This window comes from Nocardiopsis sp. MG754419, from assembly GCF_018207095.1.
Taxonomy (GTDB): Bacteria; Actinomycetota; Actinomycetes; order Streptosporangiales; family Streptosporangiaceae; genus Nocardiopsis.
Map to the genome: position 1 here is coordinate 1 of NZ_QOCZ01000100.1, position 23,590 is coordinate 23,590.

At 63.9% G+C, this 23,590-nt stretch carries 17 protein-coding genes and 3 pseudogenes; 12 read left to right on the plus strand and 8 right to left on the minus strand.

Annotation, left to right across the window (positions count from 1 at the left end; genetic code table 11):
- A partial coding sequence (locus DSY14_RS18435) for an IS481 family transposase (protein ID WP_211717834.1) occupies window positions 1-719 on the plus strand: 719 nt, incomplete at its 5' end.
- Between the two features lie 818 nt (window positions 720-1,537).
- Here DSY14_RS18435 and DSY14_RS18440 read toward each other — a convergent pair.
- From DSY14_RS18440 to DSY14_RS18450, 3 genes are all read right to left on the minus strand, one after another.
- Window positions 1,538-2,416 carry a CPBP family intramembrane glutamic endopeptidase gene (locus DSY14_RS18440; protein WP_307851269.1) on the minus strand — a complete coding sequence of 293 codons (879 nt, stop codon included), beginning with the start codon at window positions 2,414-2,416 and terminating at the stop codon, window positions 1,538-1,540.
- Between the two features lie 307 nt (window positions 2,417-2,723).
- On the minus strand, window positions 2,724-3,191 hold the full coding sequence (locus tag DSY14_RS18445; protein ID WP_211717836.1) for a hypothetical protein: 468 nt from the start codon (window positions 3,189-3,191) through the stop codon (window positions 2,724-2,726).
- A gap of 104 nt (window positions 3,192-3,295) precedes the next feature.
- Window positions 3,296-3,691 (minus strand): hypothetical protein, encoded by a 396-nt coding sequence (locus DSY14_RS18450; RefSeq protein WP_211717837.1) that lies wholly within the window; start codon window positions 3,689-3,691, stop codon window positions 3,296-3,298.
- 6 nt (window positions 3,692-3,697) lie between these two features.
- On the opposite strand from DSY14_RS18450, the gene DSY14_RS18455 reads away from it, so the two are divergent.
- The 3 genes from DSY14_RS18455 (at window position 3,698) to DSY14_RS18465 (ending at window position 6,146) form a co-directional block, all read left to right on the plus strand.
- Window positions 3,698-4,201, plus strand: a complete 504-nt coding sequence (locus DSY14_RS18455) for a hypothetical protein (RefSeq protein WP_211717838.1) — start codon at window positions 3,698-3,700, stop codon at window positions 4,199-4,201.
- Window positions 4,202-4,703: 502 nt separating this feature from the next.
- The gene (locus DSY14_RS18460) at window positions 4,704-5,231 is read left to right on the plus strand and encodes a putative phosphothreonine lyase domain-containg protein (RefSeq protein ID WP_211717839.1); all 528 of its coding nucleotides are present in this window, start codon (window positions 4,704-4,706) and stop codon (window positions 5,229-5,231) included.
- Between the two features lie 552 nt (window positions 5,232-5,783).
- Window positions 5,784-6,146, plus strand: a complete 363-nt coding sequence (locus DSY14_RS18465; protein ID WP_211717840.1) for a hypothetical protein — start codon at window positions 5,784-5,786, stop codon at window positions 6,144-6,146.
- Window positions 6,147-6,488: 342 nt separating this feature from the next.
- On the opposite strand, the gene DSY14_RS18470 is transcribed toward DSY14_RS18465, so the two are convergent.
- A complete protein-coding gene (locus DSY14_RS18470; RefSeq protein WP_211717841.1) occupies window positions 6,489-7,370 on the minus strand; it encodes a helix-turn-helix domain-containing protein in 882 nt (293 codons plus the stop codon).
- Between the two features lie 186 nt (window positions 7,371-7,556).
- Here DSY14_RS18470 and DSY14_RS18475 point away from each other — a divergent pair, with 186 nt between their 5' ends.
- Window positions 7,557-8,471: an alpha/beta hydrolase gene (locus tag DSY14_RS18475; RefSeq protein WP_211717842.1), complete on the plus strand. Its 915-nt coding sequence runs from the start codon at window positions 7,557-7,559 to the stop codon at window positions 8,469-8,471.
- A gap of 192 nt (window positions 8,472-8,663) precedes the next feature.
- Window positions 8,664-8,870 (plus strand): DUF2255 family protein, encoded by a 207-nt coding sequence (locus DSY14_RS29635; RefSeq protein ID WP_374224025.1) that lies wholly within the window; start codon window positions 8,664-8,666, stop codon window positions 8,868-8,870.
- A 1,161-nt stretch (window positions 8,871-10,031) separates the two neighbouring features.
- Here DSY14_RS29635 and DSY14_RS29640 read toward each other — a convergent pair.
- Both DSY14_RS29640 and DSY14_RS18490 read right to left on the minus strand, forming a co-directional pair.
- Window positions 10,032-10,211: pseudogene (locus tag DSY14_RS29640) on the minus strand (helix-turn-helix domain-containing protein); the annotation flags it as partial.
- A gap of 14 nt (window positions 10,212-10,225) precedes the next feature.
- Window positions 10,226-10,732 carry a flavoprotein gene (locus tag DSY14_RS18490; RefSeq protein ID WP_211717843.1) on the minus strand — a complete coding sequence of 169 codons (507 nt, stop codon included), beginning with the start codon at window positions 10,730-10,732 and terminating at the stop codon, window positions 10,226-10,228.
- 274 nt (window positions 10,733-11,006) lie between these two features.
- Here DSY14_RS18490 and DSY14_RS18495 point away from each other — a divergent pair, with 274 nt between their 5' ends.
- The 5 genes and pseudogenes from DSY14_RS18495 (at window position 11,007) to DSY14_RS18515 (ending at window position 21,148) form a co-directional block, all read left to right on the plus strand.
- The gene (locus tag DSY14_RS18495; protein ID WP_211717844.1) at window positions 11,007-11,405 is read left to right on the plus strand and encodes a hypothetical protein; all 399 of its coding nucleotides are present in this window, start codon (window positions 11,007-11,009) and stop codon (window positions 11,403-11,405) included.
- A complete protein-coding gene (locus DSY14_RS18500) occupies window positions 11,402-13,846 on the plus strand; it encodes a tetratricopeptide repeat protein (protein ID WP_211717845.1) in 2,445 nt (814 codons plus the stop codon). The genes DSY14_RS18495 and DSY14_RS18500 overlap by 4 nt, the downstream gene beginning before the upstream one ends.
- Before the next feature lie 225 nt (window positions 13,847-14,071).
- Entirely contained in the window at window positions 14,072-16,156 is a 2,085-nt protein-coding gene (locus DSY14_RS18505) for a hypothetical protein (protein ID WP_211717846.1), read from the plus strand.
- A gap of 709 nt (window positions 16,157-16,865) precedes the next feature.
- Window positions 16,866-20,423: an NACHT domain-containing NTPase gene (locus DSY14_RS18510; RefSeq protein WP_211717847.1), complete on the plus strand. Its 3,558-nt coding sequence runs from the start codon at window positions 16,866-16,868 to the stop codon at window positions 20,421-20,423.
- 54 nt (window positions 20,424-20,477) lie between these two features.
- Window positions 20,478-21,148 (plus strand): annotated as a pseudogene (locus DSY14_RS18515) (IS5 family transposase).
- Window positions 21,149-21,250: 102 nt separating this feature from the next.
- Here the strand turns inward: DSY14_RS18515 and DSY14_RS29275 are convergent.
- Window positions 21,251-21,424 (minus strand): annotated as a pseudogene (locus tag DSY14_RS29275) (transposase); the annotation flags it as partial.
- Window positions 21,425-21,661: 237 nt separating this feature from the next.
- On the opposite strand from DSY14_RS29275, the gene DSY14_RS18525 reads away from it, so the two are divergent.
- The gene (locus DSY14_RS18525) at window positions 21,662-22,309 is read left to right on the plus strand and encodes a hypothetical protein (protein ID WP_211717848.1); all 648 of its coding nucleotides are present in this window, start codon (window positions 21,662-21,664) and stop codon (window positions 22,307-22,309) included.
- Between the two features lie 129 nt (window positions 22,310-22,438).
- On the opposite strand, the gene DSY14_RS18530 is transcribed toward DSY14_RS18525, so the two are convergent.
- Complete coding sequence (locus DSY14_RS18530) at window positions 22,439-23,449, minus strand: hypothetical protein (RefSeq protein WP_211717849.1); 1,011 nt, start codon at window positions 23,447-23,449, stop codon at window positions 22,439-22,441.
- Window positions 23,450-23,590: the final 141 nt, after the last annotated feature.

A 23,590-nucleotide genomic window follows, 5' to 3' on the forward strand; every position in this document is an offset into this window, starting at 1 on the left:
GCCCTGGGCGCACCCCCACCCGCCGCTGGGGAACCGCCCGCATCGCCGGCCACCTGGGCATGCACCCCTCGACCGTGCACCGCATCCTGACCCGCCACCGCATGCCCCGCCTGGCCCACACCGACCGGGCCACCGAGCGCACCGTGCGCCGCTACGAACGCGTCAAACCCGGTGAGCTGGTGCACGTGGACATCAAAAAGCTCAGCAACATCCCCGACGGAGGCGGCCACAAGGCGCTGGGCCGGACCCGAGGCCGCAAGAACCGCTCCAAGGCCGGATACGCCTACCTGCACAACGCCGTGGACGACCACTCCCGCCTGGCCTACTGCGAGATCCTCACCGACGAGAAGAAGGACACCGCTACCGGGTTCTGGAAGCGAGCCCAGGTCTACTTCGCCTCGGTGGGGATCACGGTGGAGCGGGTGCTGACCGACAACGGGTCCTGCTACAAGTCCCACTCCTGGCGGGACCTGCTCGCCGGCCAGGGCATCAAGCACAAGCGCACCCGCCCCTACCGGCCCCAGACCAACGGCAAGGTCGAGCGGTTCAACCGGACCCTGGTCCAGGAATGGGCCTACGCCCGCCCCTACCGGTCAGAGGCCGAGAAGCGGGAGGCGTTCACGGGGAGGTTGCACCACGACAATCACCACCGGTTCCCCACCGCCCTCGGCGGCCCTCCCGCCTCCCGCGTTCCTAACCTCTCAGGTCAGTACACCTAGAGCAGGCGGCTGCGCCCTTCCTAAGCCGAGCGGGGTACCCGAACCGCCCAGGTGTGGTCGCGACAGTGGCGCTCGTGGAGGGTTCGGGCTCGCGGGTCCTCGGGGTCCAGGGCCTTGTACCGGCGTAGGAGGCCCTCGCCCAGGTCCTCCTCCCCCGGGCCGGGGCGGCGTGGGGCCGGAGCCTCCGGTGCGTGGGTGGTGGGTCGTCGATTCGGGGTCTCGGTGACAGGCACATCGACCTCCTTACGAAGCGGGCCCGTGTTCGCGTCGGTGCCGCGAGCACAGGGGACGGCCGGCCCCTTGAAGGAGCACCTCCGGGGAAGCCTTTCCTCCATGCCGGGGAAGCGAAAGTGATCCGGGGATCCTTTGCCGGGACATGGGGTCGATGAGGGCTGGGGCGAGGCGTTGGTCCACCACCTCCGCTGCCCTTGGGGCGCCTCAAGGAAGCGCCACCGCCGCGTGTTTGCCGGCCCTGTGCCGGGTAGGGCCGCGGGTGAGCATCAGTGTCCGGCCGGACGTGGCCTGGGGGAAGTGACGCGGGTGCGAGGCCGAGCGCCGTCGGGGAACCATGCGCTCGGCCGAGCCGGACCGCCGGTGTCAGGGGGGACCGGAGGTCACGGCCAGACGAGGAGCCCTCGCGCGATCGAGCGTCGCGCGGGGGCTTCCTCGTATCTTCAGGGTCGAGGAGGACCGCTGCAGGATTTAGCGGTAGCTTCTGCCCGACTCGTCACTCGGTGGTGAGTCGGGGAGGAGAGCGATTACCGCTTTCCGGCGCACTTGCTCCGCCCGTGTCAGGAGCCCAACGCCGCAGGTTTGGCTCACCGAACCTGCGATTGGGGGTGGTGCGGGGTCAGCGCGGGCCCGGTACCGCGTGTGCGCAGCCACACCACCACGGCGATCGCGATGACGACGGCGCAGGGCAGGACCATGATGGCCGACCCCGAGCCCGCCGAACGCTCCACCGCGGCGCTCTGATCGGCGTGCAGGACGATCAGCAGTAGGTAGGTGAGCGTGTTGTTGAGCGCGTGGACCACGCAGGCGATCTCCAGACCGCCGGTGCGCCAGGTGATGACCGCCATGCTCACTGCCAGGGAGAAGGTCCACAGGTTGAACCACGGGTCGAGGGAGAGGTGCACCAGGCTGAAGACCAGGCTGGAAAGCAGGACCCCGACGACCAGCGCAGTGCGCGGTCCCCGGTTCCAGCTCGAGGCGATGCGCAAGACCAGCCCCCGGTAGCCGTACTCCTCGCCCGCTCCCTGCAGTGGCGTCACCAGCAGGGTGATGGCCAACAGGGCAAGCAGGTAGGCCGAGGATTGGGCGGCCTGCTCCACGGGGCGAAAGCTCAGCACGATGAGCGAGACGGCCAGCCACACAGGGCCGATGAACAGCAGCGACCGCCCGATCAGGTCGAACCGCACGCGTGAGACGACCGAGTGCAGCGAGGGCCCCCGCACACCGTAGAGCCACCGCTGCAGGCACATGCTCCACGGGATGAGCAGCGCGATCGAGAACAGGTTGGAGAAGTGGAACAGCAGTGTGTGGTCGGTGCCGCCCAAGGTCGGCGGGGTGTGGCCCATCTGCCGGTCGATCAGTGCGGTGGCCAGCGAGAGACCGATGTTGAACGCGAACATCCCCACGACCAGCAGCACGATCGTCAGGATGCCGCGCCCGATGCGGCGCCTGTCGCCGGCGAGCACGCGATGGTACTCCACACCCGGTGGGAGGGGTCGCGGACCGCGCTCAGACGGAGAGGCTGGTGTGGCGAAGGTGTGGTGGTTCGGGTCCATGATCCGAACCTAGCCAGGCGCGGTCCGGTCACCCAGTGTCACCGATCATGGGTTCTCTCCGTGTTCCGCACGGGTCGGCCATGACAGACGTCACCGGAGGTCGAGAAGGATGACTCCAGGATGTGACGGTGGTCCCTCACCGATCACTACTCGGTGTTCAGCAGGCAGGGCGACCATGGCCGCTTTCCGGCGTCCTTGGTCCGCTCCCGCACACGGTTCAGGCGGCCGTTCCGCTGCCGCCCTGGCGGGCGATGATCAGCGCGCAGCGGCGTAGGACCGTCAGCAGCGCGTCTTGGACCACCGCCTCGCCCTGTTCATCGGGCAGGTGGGCCGCATCCCACAGCGCCGAGGCCGTCTCGGTGTCCTGGTTGGTCAGCGCGGCGAAGATCCGGTGACCGATCACGACACCCCGATCGCCATGCTCCAGTTCCCAGACCTGACCGGTACGCGGCTCGTGATCGGCACGCGCCGCGGCACCCTGGGGCCGCGGCGCCAGGAGTTCGGTACCGGCCACCCACCCCGACATCACCCCGAGCAGGTTCGGGGTCTCCATCACGGCCAGCAGCACCACGACCCGCCCCAGGGCCTCGACGTCCCCGCGGATGGTCTGCACCGCCGCCCACAACAGCCGGCTGGCGATCTCGGCGTCGTCCTCGGCGTCGTGCGCATCGTAGTCACGGCCCATGCGCTCACCCCCGATGTTCGATCACAGGCCACTAACCCACAAGGTGGCCGCTCACACATGGCCCTGCGCGGGGTGACATCCGGGCCGAGGAGCATCCGCTCGGACTAGAGCACCTGGCGAAGATGCGTGGCCGCGGCCCGCTGCCAGTCATCATCGGTGGGGATCTGGGAGTGCGGCCACTCCTGCAGGTCGGCGGTGAACGCCTCGGCCGGCATCGCCCGCTTGATCGGGAATGGTAGCGAGACGCCGAACTGTGGTGGCCCTTCCGGCTCCTGGAGGTCACCGAAGTCGACGTCGCCCCTGTTCCAGGCCCTGGTCCTGGGCAGTGTCAGGTACGGCAGAACCTCGCCGCTGTCGGAGACCAGCACCCCCGGTCTGAACATGCGACCGTTGCCGAGTTCGGGGCGCATGATCCACACTCCGCAGACGCGGACCGTGTTCCTCTCGCCGCGCCAGCGCCGCACCGGCGACCAGAGCAGCGCGGGCGGGTATTCCAGCATGAAGTCATGGGCGGGGAGAACACCGTTGACGTGCATCAACTTTGCGAATCCGATGCCGTGCCGGTGGCATCGACGGATTGCGTCCGATCGTGCCTTTCGGTGGGCTTCTTCTTCCTGTTGTCGGCGCTTTTCCATGATGCGTTGGTCTCGAGCGATTCGGGCGGTCTGGTCCTCGTCGAGTCCCACGGCTCCACCTTCCCGAAATACCTATCACCTGCACTCTCGATCTCCTCGGATGCAGGATTCCGCAGGGTGGCCATGACCCGCCGGGGCGGCACCGCGGTGGCGACGACGAACGCCCGAAGCGCCTCCCCAGCAGGACATGCGGCCCGCCCCCGCCCAAAGGGGGGCCCGCACGTGGCGGGCAGGTCGGTGGCGGACCGACAGGGCGAAACCCAAGGGGTGACTGGGGAGACCTCGGATCCCGCCCGTGCGTTATTCCAACACATCCAGAACCATCTGAAAAGAGCAGATCTGCTCTCATTCAAGGCGCTCCTGGAACAGATATGAGTAAAACCACCTCTGACCACCGCAAAAGAGAATGAGACCGGCGTGAGAACGGGCGTCTTCTACGCGAGGTGCTGCGTATTCAAGTACGAAAGTCCCGAGGTTCAGCGCCGCGCGGTGGGAAGAGTTCCCTTGGAGCGCACTGTGTGCCGCTCCGCGCGAGATCCGTCCCTGCCCGGGGCCGGATCGAGGAGCTCGCTCCAGAAGCCGGGTGGGCACCGGCGGGCACACACCGTGGCCACCGAAGACCCCTGTTAGGAGGGCCGGTATGCGTTTGAAGATCAAACCCTACGAAGAGCCCGATTCCCCCGAGCCCGACGATGAGGCACCTGAAGACGACACCGAGCCCCAGGAACGGGACGGATCGTAGCCGCCCGCACCTGGGCTTGCGCCGAGCGGCCGGCCACAGTTGGCCGGCCGCTCGGTGCGCGAACCGCCCCCTTCCGGGGCCCTGCTCCGCGATGCTGACACCTCAACCCTGTAGTGAACGAGAAAGATCCTGCCGATGCACACCTGGCGCCACGCCGTGAACCTGGCCGCGAGCGAGACCGAACGCAAGGAAGTGGCGGCGCTGGTCAACGCCGGGTTCACCGGCAAGTGGATGCCCTTCATCGCCACCGGCCACATCACACAGGTGTGGGCGGACCTGGTGGAGGCCACCGAGGCAGGCCGTTTGGGCTGGAAAGCCACAGTCGCCACCGACCCCGCGGCCGGTAAGGACGTGGCGGTGTGGGTCCACACCAAGGACTGGCGGGACCAGGACGACCTGGCCCGTGTCCTGGTCGAGTTGCGGGCGCTGGGCATCGACCAGCGTCTGTCCTACCAAGAGGAGACGGCCGCCCGGCCTCTGCTGCAGGGCAAGGGCCCCTCGCTGTACGTGGCCGGTCCCGGCAAGGACGACTTCACCCAGCGCCGCGAGGCCTGCGTCGCCCAAGGCCGGCACATCCACGCCCGATCCTCTGGGCCCGAGGCTGAGCGCACTGTGGCGGAACTCTTCGCACGTTCTGAGCCTTACGGGCCCTTCCCCACCTGACCCGTGGATGCGGCGCCGGGCCAAGAGCCTTCCCGTTGGAACAGGATGTTCGCCGGCTGTAGACGGCTAGCAGCGGTGTCCGACCGGGTCGGGACACTGAAGCGCAACAGGGCCAACACCAGCGAAATGGGTGGGCTCGAGGCCCAGAGCCGAGCGTCGCCGGTCGGGCGCACCGAGCCGGTGCTTCGCCGCGGTGGCGTATGCGCATCCACACCACCACGGCGATCGCGATGACGTCGACCTCTACCGATCGATCCTTGGGCGTTCAAAAGTCCATGCGATATCTTTGCCTCCCTTATGCGATTTTCTTCAATCTCCGCACTTAGTGTTTCTTCTCGAAGAACTTCGGAGGTGGAGAGTGTTTAGGGAACACTTATGTACTTAGGTTGCGCGGCGGCCCCACCACCTCGCCCACCAGGCACGATGGAGCCACACGCCTACTGTGCTGTGATGTTCGAGCCCGTTGTCCTTCCCTGGTTTCAGCTGTTACGGTCCTTTAAGTTAACCTTTTAACCGAGATCAGGTGGGCATTTTCAGCCCTCGCAAAGGATCATGATGAATGGACGCAGTCCTGACTCTCACGCCCTGGACGCCGGCGAAGCCGTCCAGGAGGCCGCCCTGCGTTTGACCAGCGGCGACACGAGCCAGGTTCACCTCGCCGCTCAGCAGGCCCTGGTTCGAGAGCAGGAGCGCAGCAGGAGCCTGGCTCGACGCGTGCAGGCGCTGGAGGACGACGTCAAGTTCTGGTCCCGTGCCGCACGCAGCCTGACCAGGAGGCAGCGGGAACTGCAGGAAGAGGTCGCGCGGCTGCGATGGCAAGAGGAGAGTGTCAACGGCCAATATCGTCTCCACTCCCGGTTCTATGACGGTGTCGACTCTGGGGTACTGGGCACCATCATCAATGACCGCGTCTAGCTCTTTCTGCTTCGGCCTCTCACCACGGCCCCCGCAACCTCTGGTTGCGGGGGCCTTCTGCTGTCCACGGTCCGAGCTCAAGGCATCTGACCAGGTGACAGGGCCCCAAGGAGCGATCCGCCAGATGATTTGCCTCGCCCACGTCCTCGGTAGCTGACCGCACCTGGAGGCCACGGTGGGGGGCGAGGAGGCCGCGGCCAGGGCCAGGGCGCACATGTCGGCGGAAGCGTAGTACAAGGGGGCCTCGCGGGACGACGCCTGTCCGATCGGTGGTCCACCCCACACACCAGAGCTGAGGCACCACCGCTTCGCACCTCCCAAAGACGCGTGCGTGCCCCGTGCTCAGCGTTGTGCCGCCGCTCCGGTCGCCGCCCAGGCGGCCAGGATCTGCAGGCGTTCGGCAGTGGGCGAGGCGGGCTCGGCGACGTAGGCGGACAGGGTGACCGACGGGGCCGAGTCGAGCGTGAGCTGCTCGAACCCCAGGTCGAGCTCGCCCACCTCGTGGTGGCGGAGGGTCTTCGCCCCCGTACGGTGAACGTCGACGTCGTGGGCGGCCCAGCGGACACGGAAGTCCGCGCTCCGGGTCGACAGCTCTCCGATCAGCTGCACCAGCTGTTTGTCGTGCGGCATCGCTCCGGCGTGGGCACGGAGCATGCGCACACTGATGGCGGCTGCCTCGTCGAGATCGGCGTAGAACTCGTCGGCGGCCGGGTCGAGGAAGACGAAGGCCGCGAGGTTGGGCGGGGACGCCGACGACCGCCGCGTGGGACTGTCGTAGACGACGTCGAACAGGGCCCGCCCCAGGGCGTTCGCGGCCAGAACGTCCAGACGCCCGCCCAAGGCGATCACCGGCAATGCGCCCATGGAGTCCATGAGCAGCCTGACCTGCCGCGGCACGGACGTCGCGGCCCTGGACCGGCCGCGGGCGCGCACAGGCCGCCGCGCCGTGCGAGCGAGGTCGTACAGGTAGGCCGTCTCGTCCTCAGTCATCTGCAGAGCCCGGGCGAGGGCGTCGAGGATGTCGTCGGAGACACCCGTCAGGTCACCCTTCTCGATCCGGGTGTAGTAGTCGACCGAAACACTGGAGAGCATCGCGACCTCCTCCCGGCGCAACCCCGGGACGCGGCGCACGCCACCGCCCCTGGGAAGACCCGCCATGTCGGGGGTGATCTTCGCGCGGCGGGTGGCCAGGAAGTCCCGCGCCCTCTCGTCCTTCGCAGTCATGATCTCCACGCTAGACGGCTTCCGCACCGGAAACCAGGTTCGGCCAGAACCCCCGAAGCATGTCGTGACCTGGGCCGAGGGGGTTCCATTGGAACCTTCCATTCTCACCGGGTCCGATCCACGATGGACGCGTCGGACACAGACGGGCTCGCCGGACTCGAGCCCGCACGGAACCGGAAGGGCATCATGAGCGAGAGCACGACCATCGAGATGAGGAACGGCTACGGCACCGCGCTGGCGGCCGTTATCAACTTCCCAAAGGACTTCGATGCGTCGAGGACCCACCCGGCGGTCATCGTGTCCCACCCGGGCGGCGGTGTGAAGGAACAGGCCTCGGGCCTGTACGCGGCCAAGCTCGCCGAGCAGGGCTTCGTCACGGTCGCCTACGACGCGTCCTTCCAGGGCGAGAGCACAGGAGAGCCCCGTCAGCTGGAGAACCCGCACATCCGCACCGAGGACGTCAGCGCGGTGGTGGACCACCTGACCACGCTGGACTACGTCGACAACGCGCGGATCGGCGCGATGGGTATCTGCGCCGGTGCCGGATACAGCGCGAACGCCGCGATCAACGACCCGCGGATCAAGGCGGTCGGCACGGTGAGCCTGGTCAACATCGGCCAGATGTTCCGCAACGGCTGGGACGGATCCGTCAAGGACGCCGACGCCACGCCCGTGCTCGCGATGGGCGCCGACGCCCGCACCACGGACGCCCAGGGCAAGGGCAACCCGTTCCCGCTTGCTCCGATGCGTGAGGAGGACGCCCCGAACGAGGAGCTGCGCCAAGCGTGGGAGTACTACCACACGCCCCGCTGTGAGCACCCGAACGCTCCGGGCTTCATGACCGCGCGCAGCCTTTCGCAGATCATCACCTACGACGCCTTCCACAAGGCCGAGGCGTTCCTCACCCAGCCGCTGTTCGTGATCGCCGGCTCCCGGGCCGGTTCGAAGTGGATGAGCGACGACCTGTTCGCTCGGGCCGCCAGTGAGGACCAGTCGTTCCACGTCGTGGAGGGCGCGAACCACATGGAGCTCTACGACGGTGAGAAGGAGGTCGCCGAGGCGTTGAGCAAACTCGGTCCGTTCTTCGCCGACAAGCTCTGACCGACCCGGGCCCCGCCGCGTCGATCGTACGGGACGGCCCGCACATCACCCCGATTTCCACAAGGAGGAGAGAACCATGAGCGCCTGGACCCAGGACGAGCTGAACCGCATCAACGCACAGACCTACTTCACCATCGGGGCGACCCTGCCCGATGGCACGACCCCAAGACCGTGGACATCTGGTCCGTGCCGGTGGGGGACCGGATCTACATCCGTTCCTACAACGGCACACGGGGCAAGTGGTACGGCCCCGCGCTGGAGACGGGCCGCGGGCGTATCTCGGCGGGCGGCGTGGAGAAGGCTGTGCGCTTCGTAGCCGTCGATCCCGCCGACGAGGAGACCAACGGGCCGTGGACGCCTCGTTCCTGGACAAGTACGCCGACAGCGAGTACTCGGTGACGATGTCGACCGAGCCGGTGCGGCGCAACACCCTCCGGGTCGTCCCCGAGGACTGATCCGGTCGACCATCCCGACCACCGCCCGAACAGAGGAGGAATTCACCACCATGCGTACCGTATCCACCACCGTCCGCAACGCGGACATGTTCTGGGACATCGCCGCCGATCTCCTGCTGCCGGACGACTTCGACAGCACGAGCAGTTCGGTCAGCACCCCGGCGGTGCCGGGGTGGTAGCGGATGAATTCGGGGGCGAGCCGTTCGGCGTCCAGCAGGGTGTGGACCGCTGCGGCGTCCTGGCGGCGCTGGGTATAGGCGCGGGCCAGGTCCAAACAGACCTGGGCCCGCCGGCCGACCAGACCCGCAGGCAGCGTGCCCACGTCCAGGTCTTCCCCCGCTTCCACTGCGGTGCGGGCGTCGCCGATCGCGACGGCGGTGCTGATGGTGTGGATGGCCACGTTCGTTGGACCGAAAGCGGTCCCGTGCAGGTTGTGGTCACCGCCCAAACGAGTGGCAGCACGGCGGGCCTGGCGTAGGAAGCGCGGTACCGCCGCACGGTCGAACTCCGCAGCGGCGGCCGTGGCGGCGGCGAGGTGGAGTCCGCCGTAGACACTCAGCTCTTCGGGGGTGCCGGGGCGCATGCGGCGCTCCAGCGCTGAGGCCGCGCCCATCGCCAGCTCCGCCGCTTCAGCGGGCCGCCCGCGCGAGATGAACACGTAGGCGAGCCGGTAGGCGCCCACTGCTGTCAGGAGTGTCTGGTCGGCCCACTCGGCGGCTGACATGGCGCGGTCGGCGGCCTGCCAGGCCAGGTCCTTCTCCCCGACGCGGCGCAGTAGGGCGGCGGTGGTGTTGTAGACCATGGCTCGGGAGGAGCACACAGCGGGCCGGTCCGAGCCGCGGGTGTGCGTGGCGGCTTCGGCCTCGCGGATGAGCCGGGGCAGGCGACGTCCGACCTCGTCGTAGCGGGCCGCTTGATAGGCGGCGTAGGTCTGGTGTGCCTGGGTGAAGAGCAAGGCGGGGTCGACGCGGGGTTCGGTGCCGGTCTCGGCGACGATGGTCTCCAGGGTGGAGTAGCGCATCATGGCCCGCTCGATCGCGCGGGCGGCGTCGTAGCGCATGTCGGTGACCGCCTCGGTTTCGGTTCCGGTCAGCTCGGTCAAGTCCAGGCGCAGGACGCGGGCCAGGCGGGTGAGGATCTCGTGGGAGTCCACCGACAAGATTCCGCGTTCGACCTGGGAGAGCCAGGACTCGGAGCGTCCCACGAGTCCGGCGAGCACGCTCTGGGAGTAGCCGTGCCGCCGTCGGGCACGTTTGATCGTCTGGCCTCGAGTGGCGGGGTCCACGTCGTGCCTTTCGGTCAGAGGCGGTTGACGGTGTCGATGACCTGCTGCCAGGAGGGCAGACGGTCCTCGTAGAGGGCGTTGGAGTCGTGCAGGACAGTGACCGGCTCCATTCCCCGCAGGGTCTCCAGGGAGCGGGTAAAGGCCGGGTGGGTGGCGAGTTGGGGTTTGCAGTACGGCACCACCACGGTGGGTACCCCGTAGCCGACCATCTCGCACAGCAAGGCGATCGCGAAGTTGTCCGCCAACCCTTGGGCGAACTTGTTCGTGGAGTTGAAGGTCAGCGGACAGGCCAACACCGCATCAGCAGGGGGAAGGGGCTTGCCCTGCCCGGGCATCCGGAAGGCGACACGGACCGGTTCGCCCGTCAGGTCGGCGAGCCGGTCGTGGTCGTGGAAGTCCGTGCCTGTGGGGGTGGACAGCACCGTCACCTGCCAGCCGTGGCCGTGGAAGGCCTGGACGAGCTCAACCGTTCCTTCCGGTGCGGGGGCTCCGGACAACACCAGGTACAGGGTTCTCGGCATGAGCCAGAGTCTAGAGGCGGGCCACACGGAGGAGTCGCTACTTCTCGATCTTCAGGTGAGGGGCGGTGGCGAGTGACGGGAGGCGATCCCGGCATACATCAAGCTCCATCACACCCAGCACGGAACACCATGTGCCCCGGGTGGCCGCCGTCGTGAACTCGTTCCTTTTCGACGCGCCCCCGGGTCAGTATCAAGGGATAAGTCCAGCACTCTGGGATGGCCGTTTTCAGCCAAACCCTCTCCCAGCCCTTCCTTCCGGTGAACAATCACCCCTATGGGACACAAAAGGGTCTGGGCGTCGGTGCTGGGTGTGGTCGCGGTGGTGCTGGCCGGGTTCTGGGCCGTGCCCCGGGTCTTTCCCGAGCTGGGGTGGGGGCTGAACGAACTCAACCAGATCGCGGGCATCGCGTCGTTGGCGGTGACGGTGGCGACCCTAGTCGTGGCCGCGTGGCCAAAGCGCCCAGTCGTCGACGGTGGCGAAGCAGGCAACGACGATGAGGGCAGTGGTGATTCGATCGACCTGAGCCGGGTCAAGGCCGAGGGATCAGTCATGGCCAAAACCGGACCTCAGACCGGCCGGGGCCGGGACCGAATCCGTATGCGGGGCATCCGTGCTGGTAAGGACGTGATCGGCAAACAGACCACCCCACCGCGCAAGAGGCCTCGCCGATGAGCAGAGCAGACCACAGCCCTCAAGCCCCCACCACCCATATCGAACAGAAATGGATTAAGGCCGGGCGTGATGTCATCGGCCAGCAAGTCATCCATCTGCCCCCTCCGCCGCCTACCGCGTTGCACGGCCTGCCTCCGCCCCCCGCTACTTTGGTCGGGCGCGCGAAGGACCTAGGCACACTCCTGGCCGCACTCGACCCCGTCCACGCGAGGGACGAACCTTGCGAGGACACCGGCCAGGCACAGGATGAGAGCGCCGATTCGAGCGGGGTGGTGGTCTCAGCGCTGGCGGGGATGGGCGGGGTCGGCAAAACCGCCCTGGCCCTGGCTGCGGGAGCGATCGCCCAGCACAAGCAGTGGTTCTGCGCCGAGTTGTTCGTGGACCTACGCAGCTACTCACCCGACTCCCAACCCCAGTCGGCCGAGGCGGCATTGGACGTGCTGCTGCGCCAGATGGGCGTGGACCCCCAAGACATTCCACTCGGGGAACAGGCACGGGCTTCCTTCTACCGCTCCGCCCTACAAAACCTGTCCGGCGCTGACGAGCGAGGACGCCCGGTGCTGGTGGTGGCCGACAACGCTCACTCCGCTGCCCAGGTGCGGGCTCTGCTGCCCGGGGCGGGCGGGCACCGGCTGGTGACCACAACCCGTGGTGACCTGTCCTCATTGATCGGCACCCGCCATCTGGACCTAGACGTGCTGGAGCTGTCGGACGCCATCGAACTGCTGGCCACTGCCCTGACAGCGGGCGATCCCCAGGACTCGCGCGCCGACGACCAGGAAGGGCTGGGCCGCCTGGCCCAGCTGTGCGGCCGGTTGCCGTTGGCCTTGGAGATCGTCGCGGCTCAACTCCTGGGTAAGGCCCGCCTCGCCCCGGCCGCGGTGGCCCAACGTTTAGAGAGGGCCGCTTCTCGGGTGGACAAGCTCAAGGGCCCCGGCCGCGACATCGAACGCTCCCGGGTGCTTCGGGCCGTCTTTGACACCTCACTGGACCAGCTCGCCCCCGACCAAGTACGGGTGTTCCTACTGGTGGCTGGCGCGCCGGGGCCGAGCACCTCCACAGCAGCCACCGCGGTCCTCACCGGCCTTGATGAAGACGAGGTTGAGGAAGTCCTGGAGGAACTCCAGGCCGCACACCTGCTCACCCAGCCTGCGGTGGGCCGGTGGGGGACCCATGACCTGCTCGCCGACTACGCCCTCACCCACCCTCGACGACCCAACGACCGGGAACAAGCACTCGGGCGGCTGTTGGATCACTACGCGAGTGCTGCCCGAGCAGCGGACGAACACCTGCGGGCTCTGCCCGGGTATTCGGTCCCCGACCTGTTCCCTGACCGGGACACAGCGCTTGAATGGTTGGACAGCGAACGCGCCACCCTGGTGGCCGCGGCCCTGGCCGCTCCCGCCCTCGAACACACCGAAGCCGCCATCGCTTTGCCGCTGAACCTGGGCCAGTACATGGACCGTGGGCGCCACTTCGAAGACTGGGAAAAGGTTTCACGCTCCGCCCAGATCGCCGCCCGCGCCATCGGCGACCAGACCGGCGAAGCCTCAGCGTGGAACAACCTCGGCCTGGCGCTGCGACAGACCTGGCGGTTCATCGAGGCGATCGACGCCTACACCCGCGCACGCAAAGCCTTCCACGCTGCGGGCAACGCCCACTGTGAAGCGATGGCGTGGAACAACCTCGGCAACGTGCTGCGTCAGGTGCGCAGATTCGAGGAAGCAGTCGAGGCTCACACCCACGCACGCGACCTGCATCAACAAGTGGGTGATACCCACAAAGAAGCGATGGCGTGGAACAACCTCGGCGCGTCCCTACAGGAGGTACACCGGTTCGAGGAAGCAGTCGAGGCTCACACCCACGCACGCGACTTCCACCAACAACTGGGTGACGCCCACGGCGAAGCACAGGCATGGAACAACCTCGGAGGAGCGCTACAACAGGTGCACCGGTTTGAGGAAGCGGTCAAAGCGCACACCCGCGCACGCGACCTATACCAGCAGACTAGTGACGCCCATGGCCAGGCGGGAGCGTGGAACAACATAGGCGCAGTCCACCAGAAGGTGCGCCAGTTCACCGAGGCGATCGACGCCTACACCCTCGCACGCGAAGCCTTCCACGCTGCGGGTGATCCCCAGAAAGAAGCGATGACGTGGAACAACATCGGCGCTTCCTTGCACGAAGTGCGCCGGTTCCCCGAGGCGATCGAGGCCTACACCCGCGCACTTGACCTATTTCAGCAGACCGGTGACGCCAACAACCAGACAATGACTTGGAACAATCTCGGCCTGGCGATGGAGGGCGATGGTCGACCAATTCATGCTGCGCAGCGGGCGGTGGATCTGTTCGAGACCACCGGGAACGAACGCTGGGCGGCTATCTTTCGGGAATTGATCACGCGGATCCAGCAGGAGCCCGATGATCATGGCCCGGTTTAACCGGGCCCCGCAGATTCAGCCAAGCAGATCGACCAGCTTCGTGCCGCGCCGACAGCAACAACACTATGCTGACTGGGTACCTGCTGCTCTAAGTTCAGCAGTGGCCCACCCCTCATGAGCAAGGGAGGCGATCCAGGAATTCAGAGAAGGCTCAGTAGATACTGTTCAGTCCTGAATTTCCCCGTTTCGCACTCGTCTAGGGGTTCCAGGTGTCAGAATGTCTTCATGTTCACTTTACTCACTCTTGCAACCACCGCCCTGAGCTTGGGTTTTGTTCTCATCGCAGTCCTGAAGAAGGCCTCCTCTCTAGCCGGGATCGTGGCTGACCTCTGGAAAAAGCTCACGGATATCCGCCAGTGGCGTGACGCACGTTTATCCACCAGTGACAAACAAGTAGAACAGGCGCTCTCCTTCCTAACGAGAAAGGTACGAGACAGAGCCGAGGCGGGAAAGAACGTCCTAGCGGCCGATGAGGCTCGTCTTGTCAAGACGTCCTGGAGCCTCTCCTCTGAGGTCATGGATCACCCGGATCATGCTTTAAAAGACACGGAAGAGTTCACTGTGAGCGCCTCCGATTTTCCGATACTCGAAGATTTTTTTCTGAACAAAACCAGATATCAAAGGTTGGCCATTGTTGGTGCCAGTGGCATCGGAAAAACAACGATTGCACTGGGCCTGTGTGAAGCTATACTCACGAAGAGAGAGAAAGACTGTTCGGCGCCAGTTCCGGTCTTGGTTAACGCCTCCAGTTGGTGCCTGGAGGATGGAGGGCGGATGATCGACCAGGCCGACCGGAGCATCCAACGGGAGTATCCGGATCTACGCACTAAAAGGGCGAGCTATGGGGCGAATCCGATACGTGAACTGCTTCTGCGGAAACAGATTATTCTGATAGTCGACGGCACAGACGAACTGGGGCGCCACTGGTGCACGAGGTTCCTGGAGCAGGTCGACGCCGACGCTGAGCGTCCCTTCATCCTGCTGTGCCGTTCGGACGAGTACAACGAAGCGCTTCCTCCCAGGGGTGTGGTGGCCAACATGGCGGTACTGAAAGCGGCTCCTCTCGACACAGAGGAGCGTGTCCGAAGCATCAGGGCAATGCTCAGCCCGTCCCAGTTGAGGGAGCCAAACTGGAAGTTGTTCCTCGATGAGATGTCCGATTCCCCCCAGGGAACACTCGCCCAGGCACTCGACACGCCTTTCAAGATCTGGTTACTACGGGTCAACTACATCGATGCAGGGGAGAACCCCTCCGTGTTGCTGGACCGAGAGAGGTTTCCAGCAGAAGTAGACCTTCGCGCCCATCTCATTAGTGGCCTAATCCCCGCTCTCATGAAGCGATCACTGAAGGGTAACCACCAAAGGCTCAAATTCATCAATCCTCAGGAAGCGAAAGAGTCGCTGGGGTACATCGCCCACTTGATGTGGCGCGCGAAGACAAGCGCCTTCGAGTGGTGGAGGCTGCCCTCTCTTGTGGGGCGCAGACAGGCAGATCTTGCTTTCGCAACAGTGGTCTGTGGTGGCTCTTTCGCATTCCTCTGCCTCGCCTCCATTGGATTTTTCATCCAAGAGGCTGGCTCTGGCATTCGTCCCGATCTCTCCGCTCTGGTTCTTCAGATCATGCTGGTCGGGATGCTATTTTCCCTGTTGTTCCTCGCGGCATACAGGGGAGGAACCAAGAGCGCACTTGACGCCAAGCCTCGAATTGGGCAATCAGAACCGCGTATCCCTAGCGATGTCCTCCGAGGGGAGATGAGATCCTTCCTTCTCACTCCACTGAAGCTGACTTTCCTGATATGGAGTCTCTTCCTGGCAGCATTCCTGATACTTGGACTGTGGATGGTGGATCACATAATCGAACACGATCCGGGTTTTGATACCATGATATCCACTGGTCATGCGACACGATCAGAGATCATCAAACTGTTTCTTCCCAATGTGATCATCGTGTCCATTTTCGGGGCATTAGTACCCGTTTTCTTTGTTCTTATATTCAGTTCTTTCAGGGGGCTGGAGAGAAGTACAGGACTGCTGTGCTTCATCGTTTCCTTGGCTCTTTCTATTGCCGGTCGACTACCTTTCCGTTGGTTGGTGTTCCTTCAAGAGATGCACAGCCATGGCGTGATGCGTGCCTATGGGGCGTCCTACCAGTTCCGTCACGCTGAACTGCTTGAGCACTTGGCGTGGTGGCACCGAACACAGCATGTGGGGAGACGACGGATGGGTCTCTATGACGCCGGGCGCTGGCTCGCCGTGGGGACAGCGACCGCCATCGCTGTCGGCGTGGTGCTCTATACCATCGTCGCTTGAGCGGGTTCGGAGCTCGGCGCGGTTCAGGAACGCGACTCACACGAGTGTGGCGAGAGGTCTGTTATTTCATCCTCCTGGTTGAGGAGGTCTACGGCAGGTGCACGGAGAACCTCGCGAGGTTCCATCGGATGCCACCAACGGGCCGTGTGTGCTCCGTTTGTGCTCCGCAGTTTTGGACCGGTACGTCAGCGGGCGACACGACGCGGCACAGAGCGACATCCTGATTCGGATGCTTCTAATCCGACGGTCGCAGGTTCGAATCCTGCCGGGTGCGCCACAAAACCCCAGGTCAAACGGGGTGCGCGAGGACCTCGAACGAGGTCCTCGCCGTGTTTTTCGGGCTTGTGTGCTCCTCGTGTGCTCCCCAGTACAAGGTCAGTGCAGGTGAGGGTCCACCTCCCGGAGCACTTTGCCGTCCTGTGACCCTAGGTCCGAGCCAGAGCACCCTGAAGCTGTCCTGATGCGAGCAGTCCAGCCGCAGTCCGTCATACGACCTGGAAGGCCGCCTATGACTGGCGAACATGAGTTCAGGACCAGACCAAGAGAGCCCACGACCACTCCGCTAACTCACGGTGGACTCACCCCTGCCGCATGCAAGGCACGATTGCCCCAGACCAACGCCTCGACCCCTGGAAACTCCGGGGACGCCTCCATCCCCTATGACACAACGTGGTGCCCCTGGAAGCATCCAAGCCAATAGAATGAGCGCATGAGCTCTGCGGGACAGGCCAACGAAGCTGGAAGCGTCGCACGAAGCAACGCAGCCACTTACTTCGCGGTCCACATGCTCTCGACTAGGCCTGTCGAGGCGCTGGAGAACTACAAGGCCATTATCCATGTCGCGTTCGAGACTCCCGACCCGACGGACGACATCGTTTTATCTTTTGACGACGGAAGTCGTGCCTTCGTGTCCGCTAAACGGAAAGCCAAGTACGGTGAACCCTTCATCGACACCGTCGATGGTTGGGTTGCTCAGCTCGATAAGCACATTAGCGACAATGATCTGCTCGTTCTTGTATGCGAAGAGACGGTTGAATGGGTCCGAGACCTTTCCGATGCACTCACCAAGATTCGCTCCGGGGCGGCCGCGAGCAGCAAGCGACATAAAACTGCATTGAAACGCTTGCATGACCATGTTCCCATCGAAAAGCGTGCCGAAATATATCAAAGGGCACGAATTGTCGAGTTGCCGAGAACCGCAACTAGTAACGATGGTCGGACGCTCCTGGTTTTGATGATGGACCAATTGGTTGAAAACCATGCTGGTTCCGGTGCAGTGAGCGCAATTTCGGAGTGCGTACATGATTGGGCGGGACGTGCCCTCGGGTTCGATGCAGAGAAACTTGTCGGCGCTATCGCCGCACGAGACATCGTGGTCCATGCTGACGAAAACGGTACATCTGCAGCGAAAGCTGCAGCTTACAGGAAAGCTATAGCTGCGTACAAGGACACTCTGGCCATTACTATTGGTCGAGTAGATCTGACTCTCCTTGCCGATGATCTCCAACCGATTGTAGTTGAGAATCTTCTTGCGAATGTGAGAGTTACTAACCCGAAGGATAAGCACGGTATCGACAGGGAGCTGCGGATGGTACTGCGGCGCAACCGTCGGATACTCATGGTCGGGCCACCAGGATCCGGAAAAACTCTGACGATGCGGGAGCTAGCCGGATGGTGTGCCACAGATCCCGATGCGCCAATACCCGTCCCAGTCCATCTGCCAGGTCTGCTCCCACGCCATCCTGATCATATTGTAATACTCGAAGACCTTGTGGCATTGGCTGCCATACGTGGGCCGAGATCCGGAGTGCAGCAGGTTGAAAAGTTTCTAAGCAGTGCTATCGAAAAGGGCGACGCCATCCTCCTTCTCGATGGCCTAGATGAGTGTCTAGACCTAGCGCCCTGGATGGCCGATCAGATCCGAACACTTCTTGCAAGCGTTCCCCCGACCGTAGCGGCTGTGGTTGCCACTCGGGCGAGTGCCGAGATTCCTGCGGCCGGCATTGGATTGCAGCGTGTGAATCTGGACCGGCCCGGTGACCTCGATCAGACCATCGACGCTGTCCTAACTCAGTGCGCCAAAGTACGGGTTTCTGACTCCGAACAGCGACGCCAGTGGCTTCGAATCCGACGGAACTGGCTCAGTGATGCTCGTGAAAATCAGGCCGGGATGCTGCAGGTACCACAGCTCGCGCTACTGGTTGCTCTCATCGTCGGGTCCACGTCAGAGTTGGCAGTCCCAAAACAGCGGGCAGAACTTCTGCATGAAGCTGTCAAAGAATCGGTGAAGCGGTGGGAGCATAAACGGTTCAGCGGCACGCCCCAAGGAAAATGGGCAAGTGATCTGACACCAAACATGCTTCTCGACGGATTCGTCGTACTCGGACGGCTGATGGAGGATCGCGACACCCTACCTTCCCGTACTGAAGCGCTGGATAGCCTGTCTGACATGCTTGTCGATTCTAATGGCTGGAGCCTCTCCCGTGCGCAGGCACGAGAACTTTCCGACCAGGTTCTGGCTTTCTGGGATACCCATGTCGCAGTGTTCGTAATTGACGAAAATAATCGCTTGACGAGTCGCAGCCGTGTCTTCACAGAAGTCGCGACCGCCCTGTGGACGAAATCGTGCCCTGAAACGGACCTGCGGGAATGGGCTTCCAAGGCCATCCGCTACTACGACTCAGAAGGAGTCGTTGCCTTGGCGCTTGGCCTCAATCCAGCTATGGTTCAGCTTCTTCTCGATCTCGGGGAAACTATGAGTGAGGCGACCCTGGCTGTCTCCGCAGCTGTCCGGTCGGGTGCGGTGGACATGGCGCCCGACCAAATCGGTTCGTTGCTGCAGCAGCTGGGGCAGCACGCCATCGAAGTCGAGTCCGGCATCAAAGAGCTACCCAAGCGCTTGATCCGTGACGATCATCCATTGAGTCAATTATTCGCGAGCCGTCATAATGGGGGACCAGCATCATGGCCCCTGATTGAGGAACTGTGCTCGTTGAACTTGGACAACGCGCAGAGAATTCAGCGTGACGAAAAACTAGCCGAAATCACCCTGCCTACGCAACATAAATCCATCGCGAAAGCTTGGATTTCCTTAGCAGATGCCGAATCCGACGATCGACCGCTTACGCCAGATGAAACTGAGGTTGTCGCGAAGGTCCTTGCTCGCGACCTGCCCGAAAAAATCGACCCGATCGAGATCGACCAAGTACTTACCTTCACAAGTGACGGGACTCCTGATCGAGGGATTGAGGAAGTGGCCCTCCGAGCCACTGGGTTCCTGACACAGCTATCAGAGGGCACCAGCGAGAAGATCTACCAAATTTCCAAACGCGTCTCGTACATGGACAGCAAAAAAATAAGTTCAGCACTACGCAATATTGGCGTGGAAACTTCGCAATGGGAAGACCAGGATCCTTTCGAGGGCATATTTGAATCCCTAAACAAACAAGAACTTGAGATCAATATCCTTGACGATATATCCTCGCTCGGAGACACCAACACCGCCCTAGACAAGCGCAACCGGTGGTCCCTAGCAGAGCTATCTGATCTCATCTATTCAACTGGATATCTAAACGCTAGCAACCCTGACCTTCAGGCCGCCTTCAAACGGGACGATGCAACACTGCGCCGCAAATGGCTTGAAACACTCGGAACAGCCTACGAAATCGACTTGGATCGAGCTGCCGCCGAAGCAAAACTTGTTCGGGAGCAAGATACCAACGGCCTTCGCTTCCCACCCGACTGGTGGGTGATCAGCTGCCGCCGCTTCGAGCGCATGAAGCCCCTAGGTCTAAAATCACTGAACGCGAACCACCAGAATATTTTGCTTGAGTGTATGCACGCGAACTCTCACTGGATTTCCTCGTCAGTCCTTCAAATTCTCGCCAACACTCAACCCACCTGGGACACCGTCGCATTCTTCGAGTTGGAACGAAGCACCTGGCCCCCTCTGCGCGCCTTCAAGTGCTACTTCCTCGCCCTCCTAGTCAGCCCAGAAGGCGTACAGCTAGCCGCTCAGGCTGTGGAGGCCATTGAACCGGCCCGACGGAAGGCGCTCCAGGAAGCGCTCCAGTTCCGAAGTGACCTCGACCCGAGCGGTGAATTCAAGAAACTACTAGACCGAGATAATGATTTGTGGGTCCGAGGAAAGTCCAGCACTGAAGAATCGGCCGAGCTACATTGGACGTGTCGATTCTGCGCACAACAGAATTCCCCAAATAAAAATTCATGCAAAAATTGCAGAGTGGTGTCAGATTTAAACTCTTAGAGCTCATCTCAAAAGCTCTGCGAGGTGGCCCTGAGCCTGGCATGAGCACGTGCTGTGAGCGATGTGTTGCCCGATGGGCTCTGGGAGATCATCCAGCCTCTGCTGCCACCGGCCCCGAAGACCGGCCGCCCACGTGTGGACCAACCTGTGGCCCCGCATCCACCAAGCAGTCCTGGACGAACTGGGCAGACGCGCCCTACTGGACTGGTCGCGGGCCACCGTCGACTCCCAGTCGATCCGCGCTAAGAGAGGGGGAGAAGACAGGGCCAAACCCCACTGATCGGGGTAAACCCGGCTCCAAACTCCACCTGCTGTGCGACAACCAGGGCCTCCCGCTGACCTGTGCGATCTCCGCGGCCAACGTCAACGACGGCGAAGCGCTCAAGCCCCTGGTCAGGGGCATCCCGGTGGTGCGTTCGCGTCGAGGCCCCCGACGGCGGCGTCCGGCCAAGCTCCACGGCGACAAGGCCTACCACTCCCGTGAACGGCGCCGCTGGCTGCGCGAGCGTCAGATCGGGGTGCGCCTTGCCCGCCCCGGCGTGGAGTCCTCACAACGGTTGGGTCGGCACCGGTACAAGATCGAGCGCTCCATCGCCTGGCTGGGCTCCTACCGCCGGTTGAACGTGCGCTGGGAGCGCAAGGCCTCCAACTTCCTGGCCATGCTCGGTATCGCCTGCACCCTTATCTGCTACAAGCACCTGGCCAAGCATGTCGATGGCTTTTGAGATGAGCTCTAAGCCGACCGACCGGATGAATCCGCGCAGCAACCCGGGTTGCCGCTGGACCGAGCGCAGATGGGACCGCATCACCCGCTCCAGCTCGTCCAAGCTCCGAAACGCCCGGTTCGCCAGATGGTCCTTCAGGTGTGCCCACAGCGTCTCGACCGGATTCAGCTCGGGTGCGTACTTGGGCAGGTGCACCACGCTCAACCAGGCCCGGTCGGCCAGCTCCCGGCTCACCCACCGGGCGGTGTGTTCAGTCGTCTCCTGTGCGGTCAGCAACGAGGTACTACGCCGACTGGCTACCTACCGCTCCAGGTTCAGCGGCAGCTTGCTCCCGGACGTGTCAGGAGGCGCTCCCCACGTCCAGCGCCGTAGCCATCCAGCCGTACACCCTGCAGCCCAGCGGTTCCAGAGCAACCGTGCGTCGAAAAAGCTGCGCATCCCACCTTCCACCTGATTGGCTTCCCCCTAACAGCACCCGCTCACCGGCCACACCCCCGCCTCCAGGAGCCCACCATGACGATCGCCGAGCGTGTCATCGCTCTCCTGAGCAGCAGCGGACGGGGATGGGATGACGACGAACTCGCGCGACAACTCGATGTGTCCCCGCGTCAGAGCATCAATCAGGCATGTCGAAAGCTCGCGAGCGAGGGACGCCTGCACCGTTACCAGGGCCCTGAGGGCAAGATCGTCAACGCCATCGGCGGCACACAACCGACCGAGTCATCCATACCGCCCGGTGCTTCGACCGAGCAGCAGCAGGCCGAACGCATCATCCTGGACGAGGCCGGCGCGCTGCTCGGAACCCGGTTGGACCCCCGCAAGATCCTCACGCCCACCGGGGTTCGGGTGGAAGTCGACGGAGCCGACCAGGACCTGACCGTGCTCGTGGAGGCGTGGGCGCACCAGGGGGCCGTCAAGTCCGCGCAGCGCCACAAGGTTTTGTCCGACGCGCTGAAGCTCGTATGGATCTCCTCCACGCTCTACCCCAGGCCGCGCATGGTGCTCTGCTTGTCCGATCAGGAAGCGGCCCGGCCCTTTCTCGGTAAACGCTCATGGGCGGCAGCCGCTCTGCGTGACCTGAGCGTCGAAGTCCTGGTCATCGATCTACCCGAGCATGTGCGCGCTCGCCTGCGCCGAGCCCAGCACCGACAGCGCAGATAGGCCTCTCTGCATCAGATCTAGGCGGATTCCCCTGCGGGGCAGGCCTACCGCCCGTGCGAAGGCGGAAGGTAACCGTCAGCCCGCGTGTCGCACAGCACCACACCAGCTCTCCTGGCCGATGCGGAAGGCTTAGGAGGTCCCCAGATCGCTGGTGGTGCGCACCCCGGGCTTGCGCAGAGCGGCCAGGGACACATACCTCTGGCCCATTGTCCACGCCCATGGGCGCCCCGAGGCGGCCACCGTGTCGTTGACCAACGGAACCTCCAGCACCACGGTCTCGGGATCCTGTGGCCCCGAGAGCAGGAACACCATGTACTTTTTACCCTCCTCACGGGCCCCGGTCTCCAACGAGGAGCGGATCAGGTCTGCGATACGGGCGTCCCGCCCGCCGTTGCCCTCCCGCTGCTGTGCTTCCTCATGGGTGAAGGGCACGTGGTCCTGGCGGGTGAGGATGCGGGCCAGGTGGGGTTGGATGGCCTGCTGGGCGTAGAAGCCCAGGTGGGTCAACCTTTCCCGGAAGGCCCGGCCGGGCTGGCAGATGTAGGCCGAGCCCTCCAGGTACTCGCCGTAGGCGATCCCGGCCGCGACGACCACCACATCGTCATGGGAGATGAGCCCTTCGGCCTCGAACAGCGCCTGGAGTTCGCGCAGCAGGAACCGGTCCCGTTCGGAAGGGGCGAGAAGGGTGTCGTCCAGGACCGCGGTGATGGCGTCGTGCAGGGCGGCGAAGTTGAACCACACCAGCCGCCTGTCCGCCAACTCCTCGACGATTCGGGGGCGGACCGGGTCGGGGGTAAGCACGAACACGAACCCCTTCCCCTTCAACGTCCTTCTCCCCTGTTCCTCGTCGAGGCGCTTCAAGTGGCCGGTGAGCTGTTTAGGGTCCTGGATGGCGTTGCGGGCGGTCTTGACCTCGAACAGGTAGGTGAAGTCTGCGGCGATCCGTGCGTCGGGGATCGTGCCCTGGCCGGTGGCGGGTTGGTTGGTGAAGACGACCGTTTCCAGGGTGGACTCTCCCGAGGCCTTGGCCAGGATCGTCTCGGTCAGGGACAGCCCCGCGCGTTCGAAGACGGCCAGCATGGAGGAGGTGACGCGGTTCTCGCCCTGGCTGTAGGTGGAGAACAACGGTGTGGAGGGCATCGGCCTGAACCTTCCCGGGAAACTACAGGGGGCGGCCATCATCGCGCATCCACCGGTATCGCGAACGTGATGGCCGGTAGAGGACATCCGCCCAGTTCGAACCGGATGACCCCAGAGAACCGAAAACCGGCCGAGGTTCTC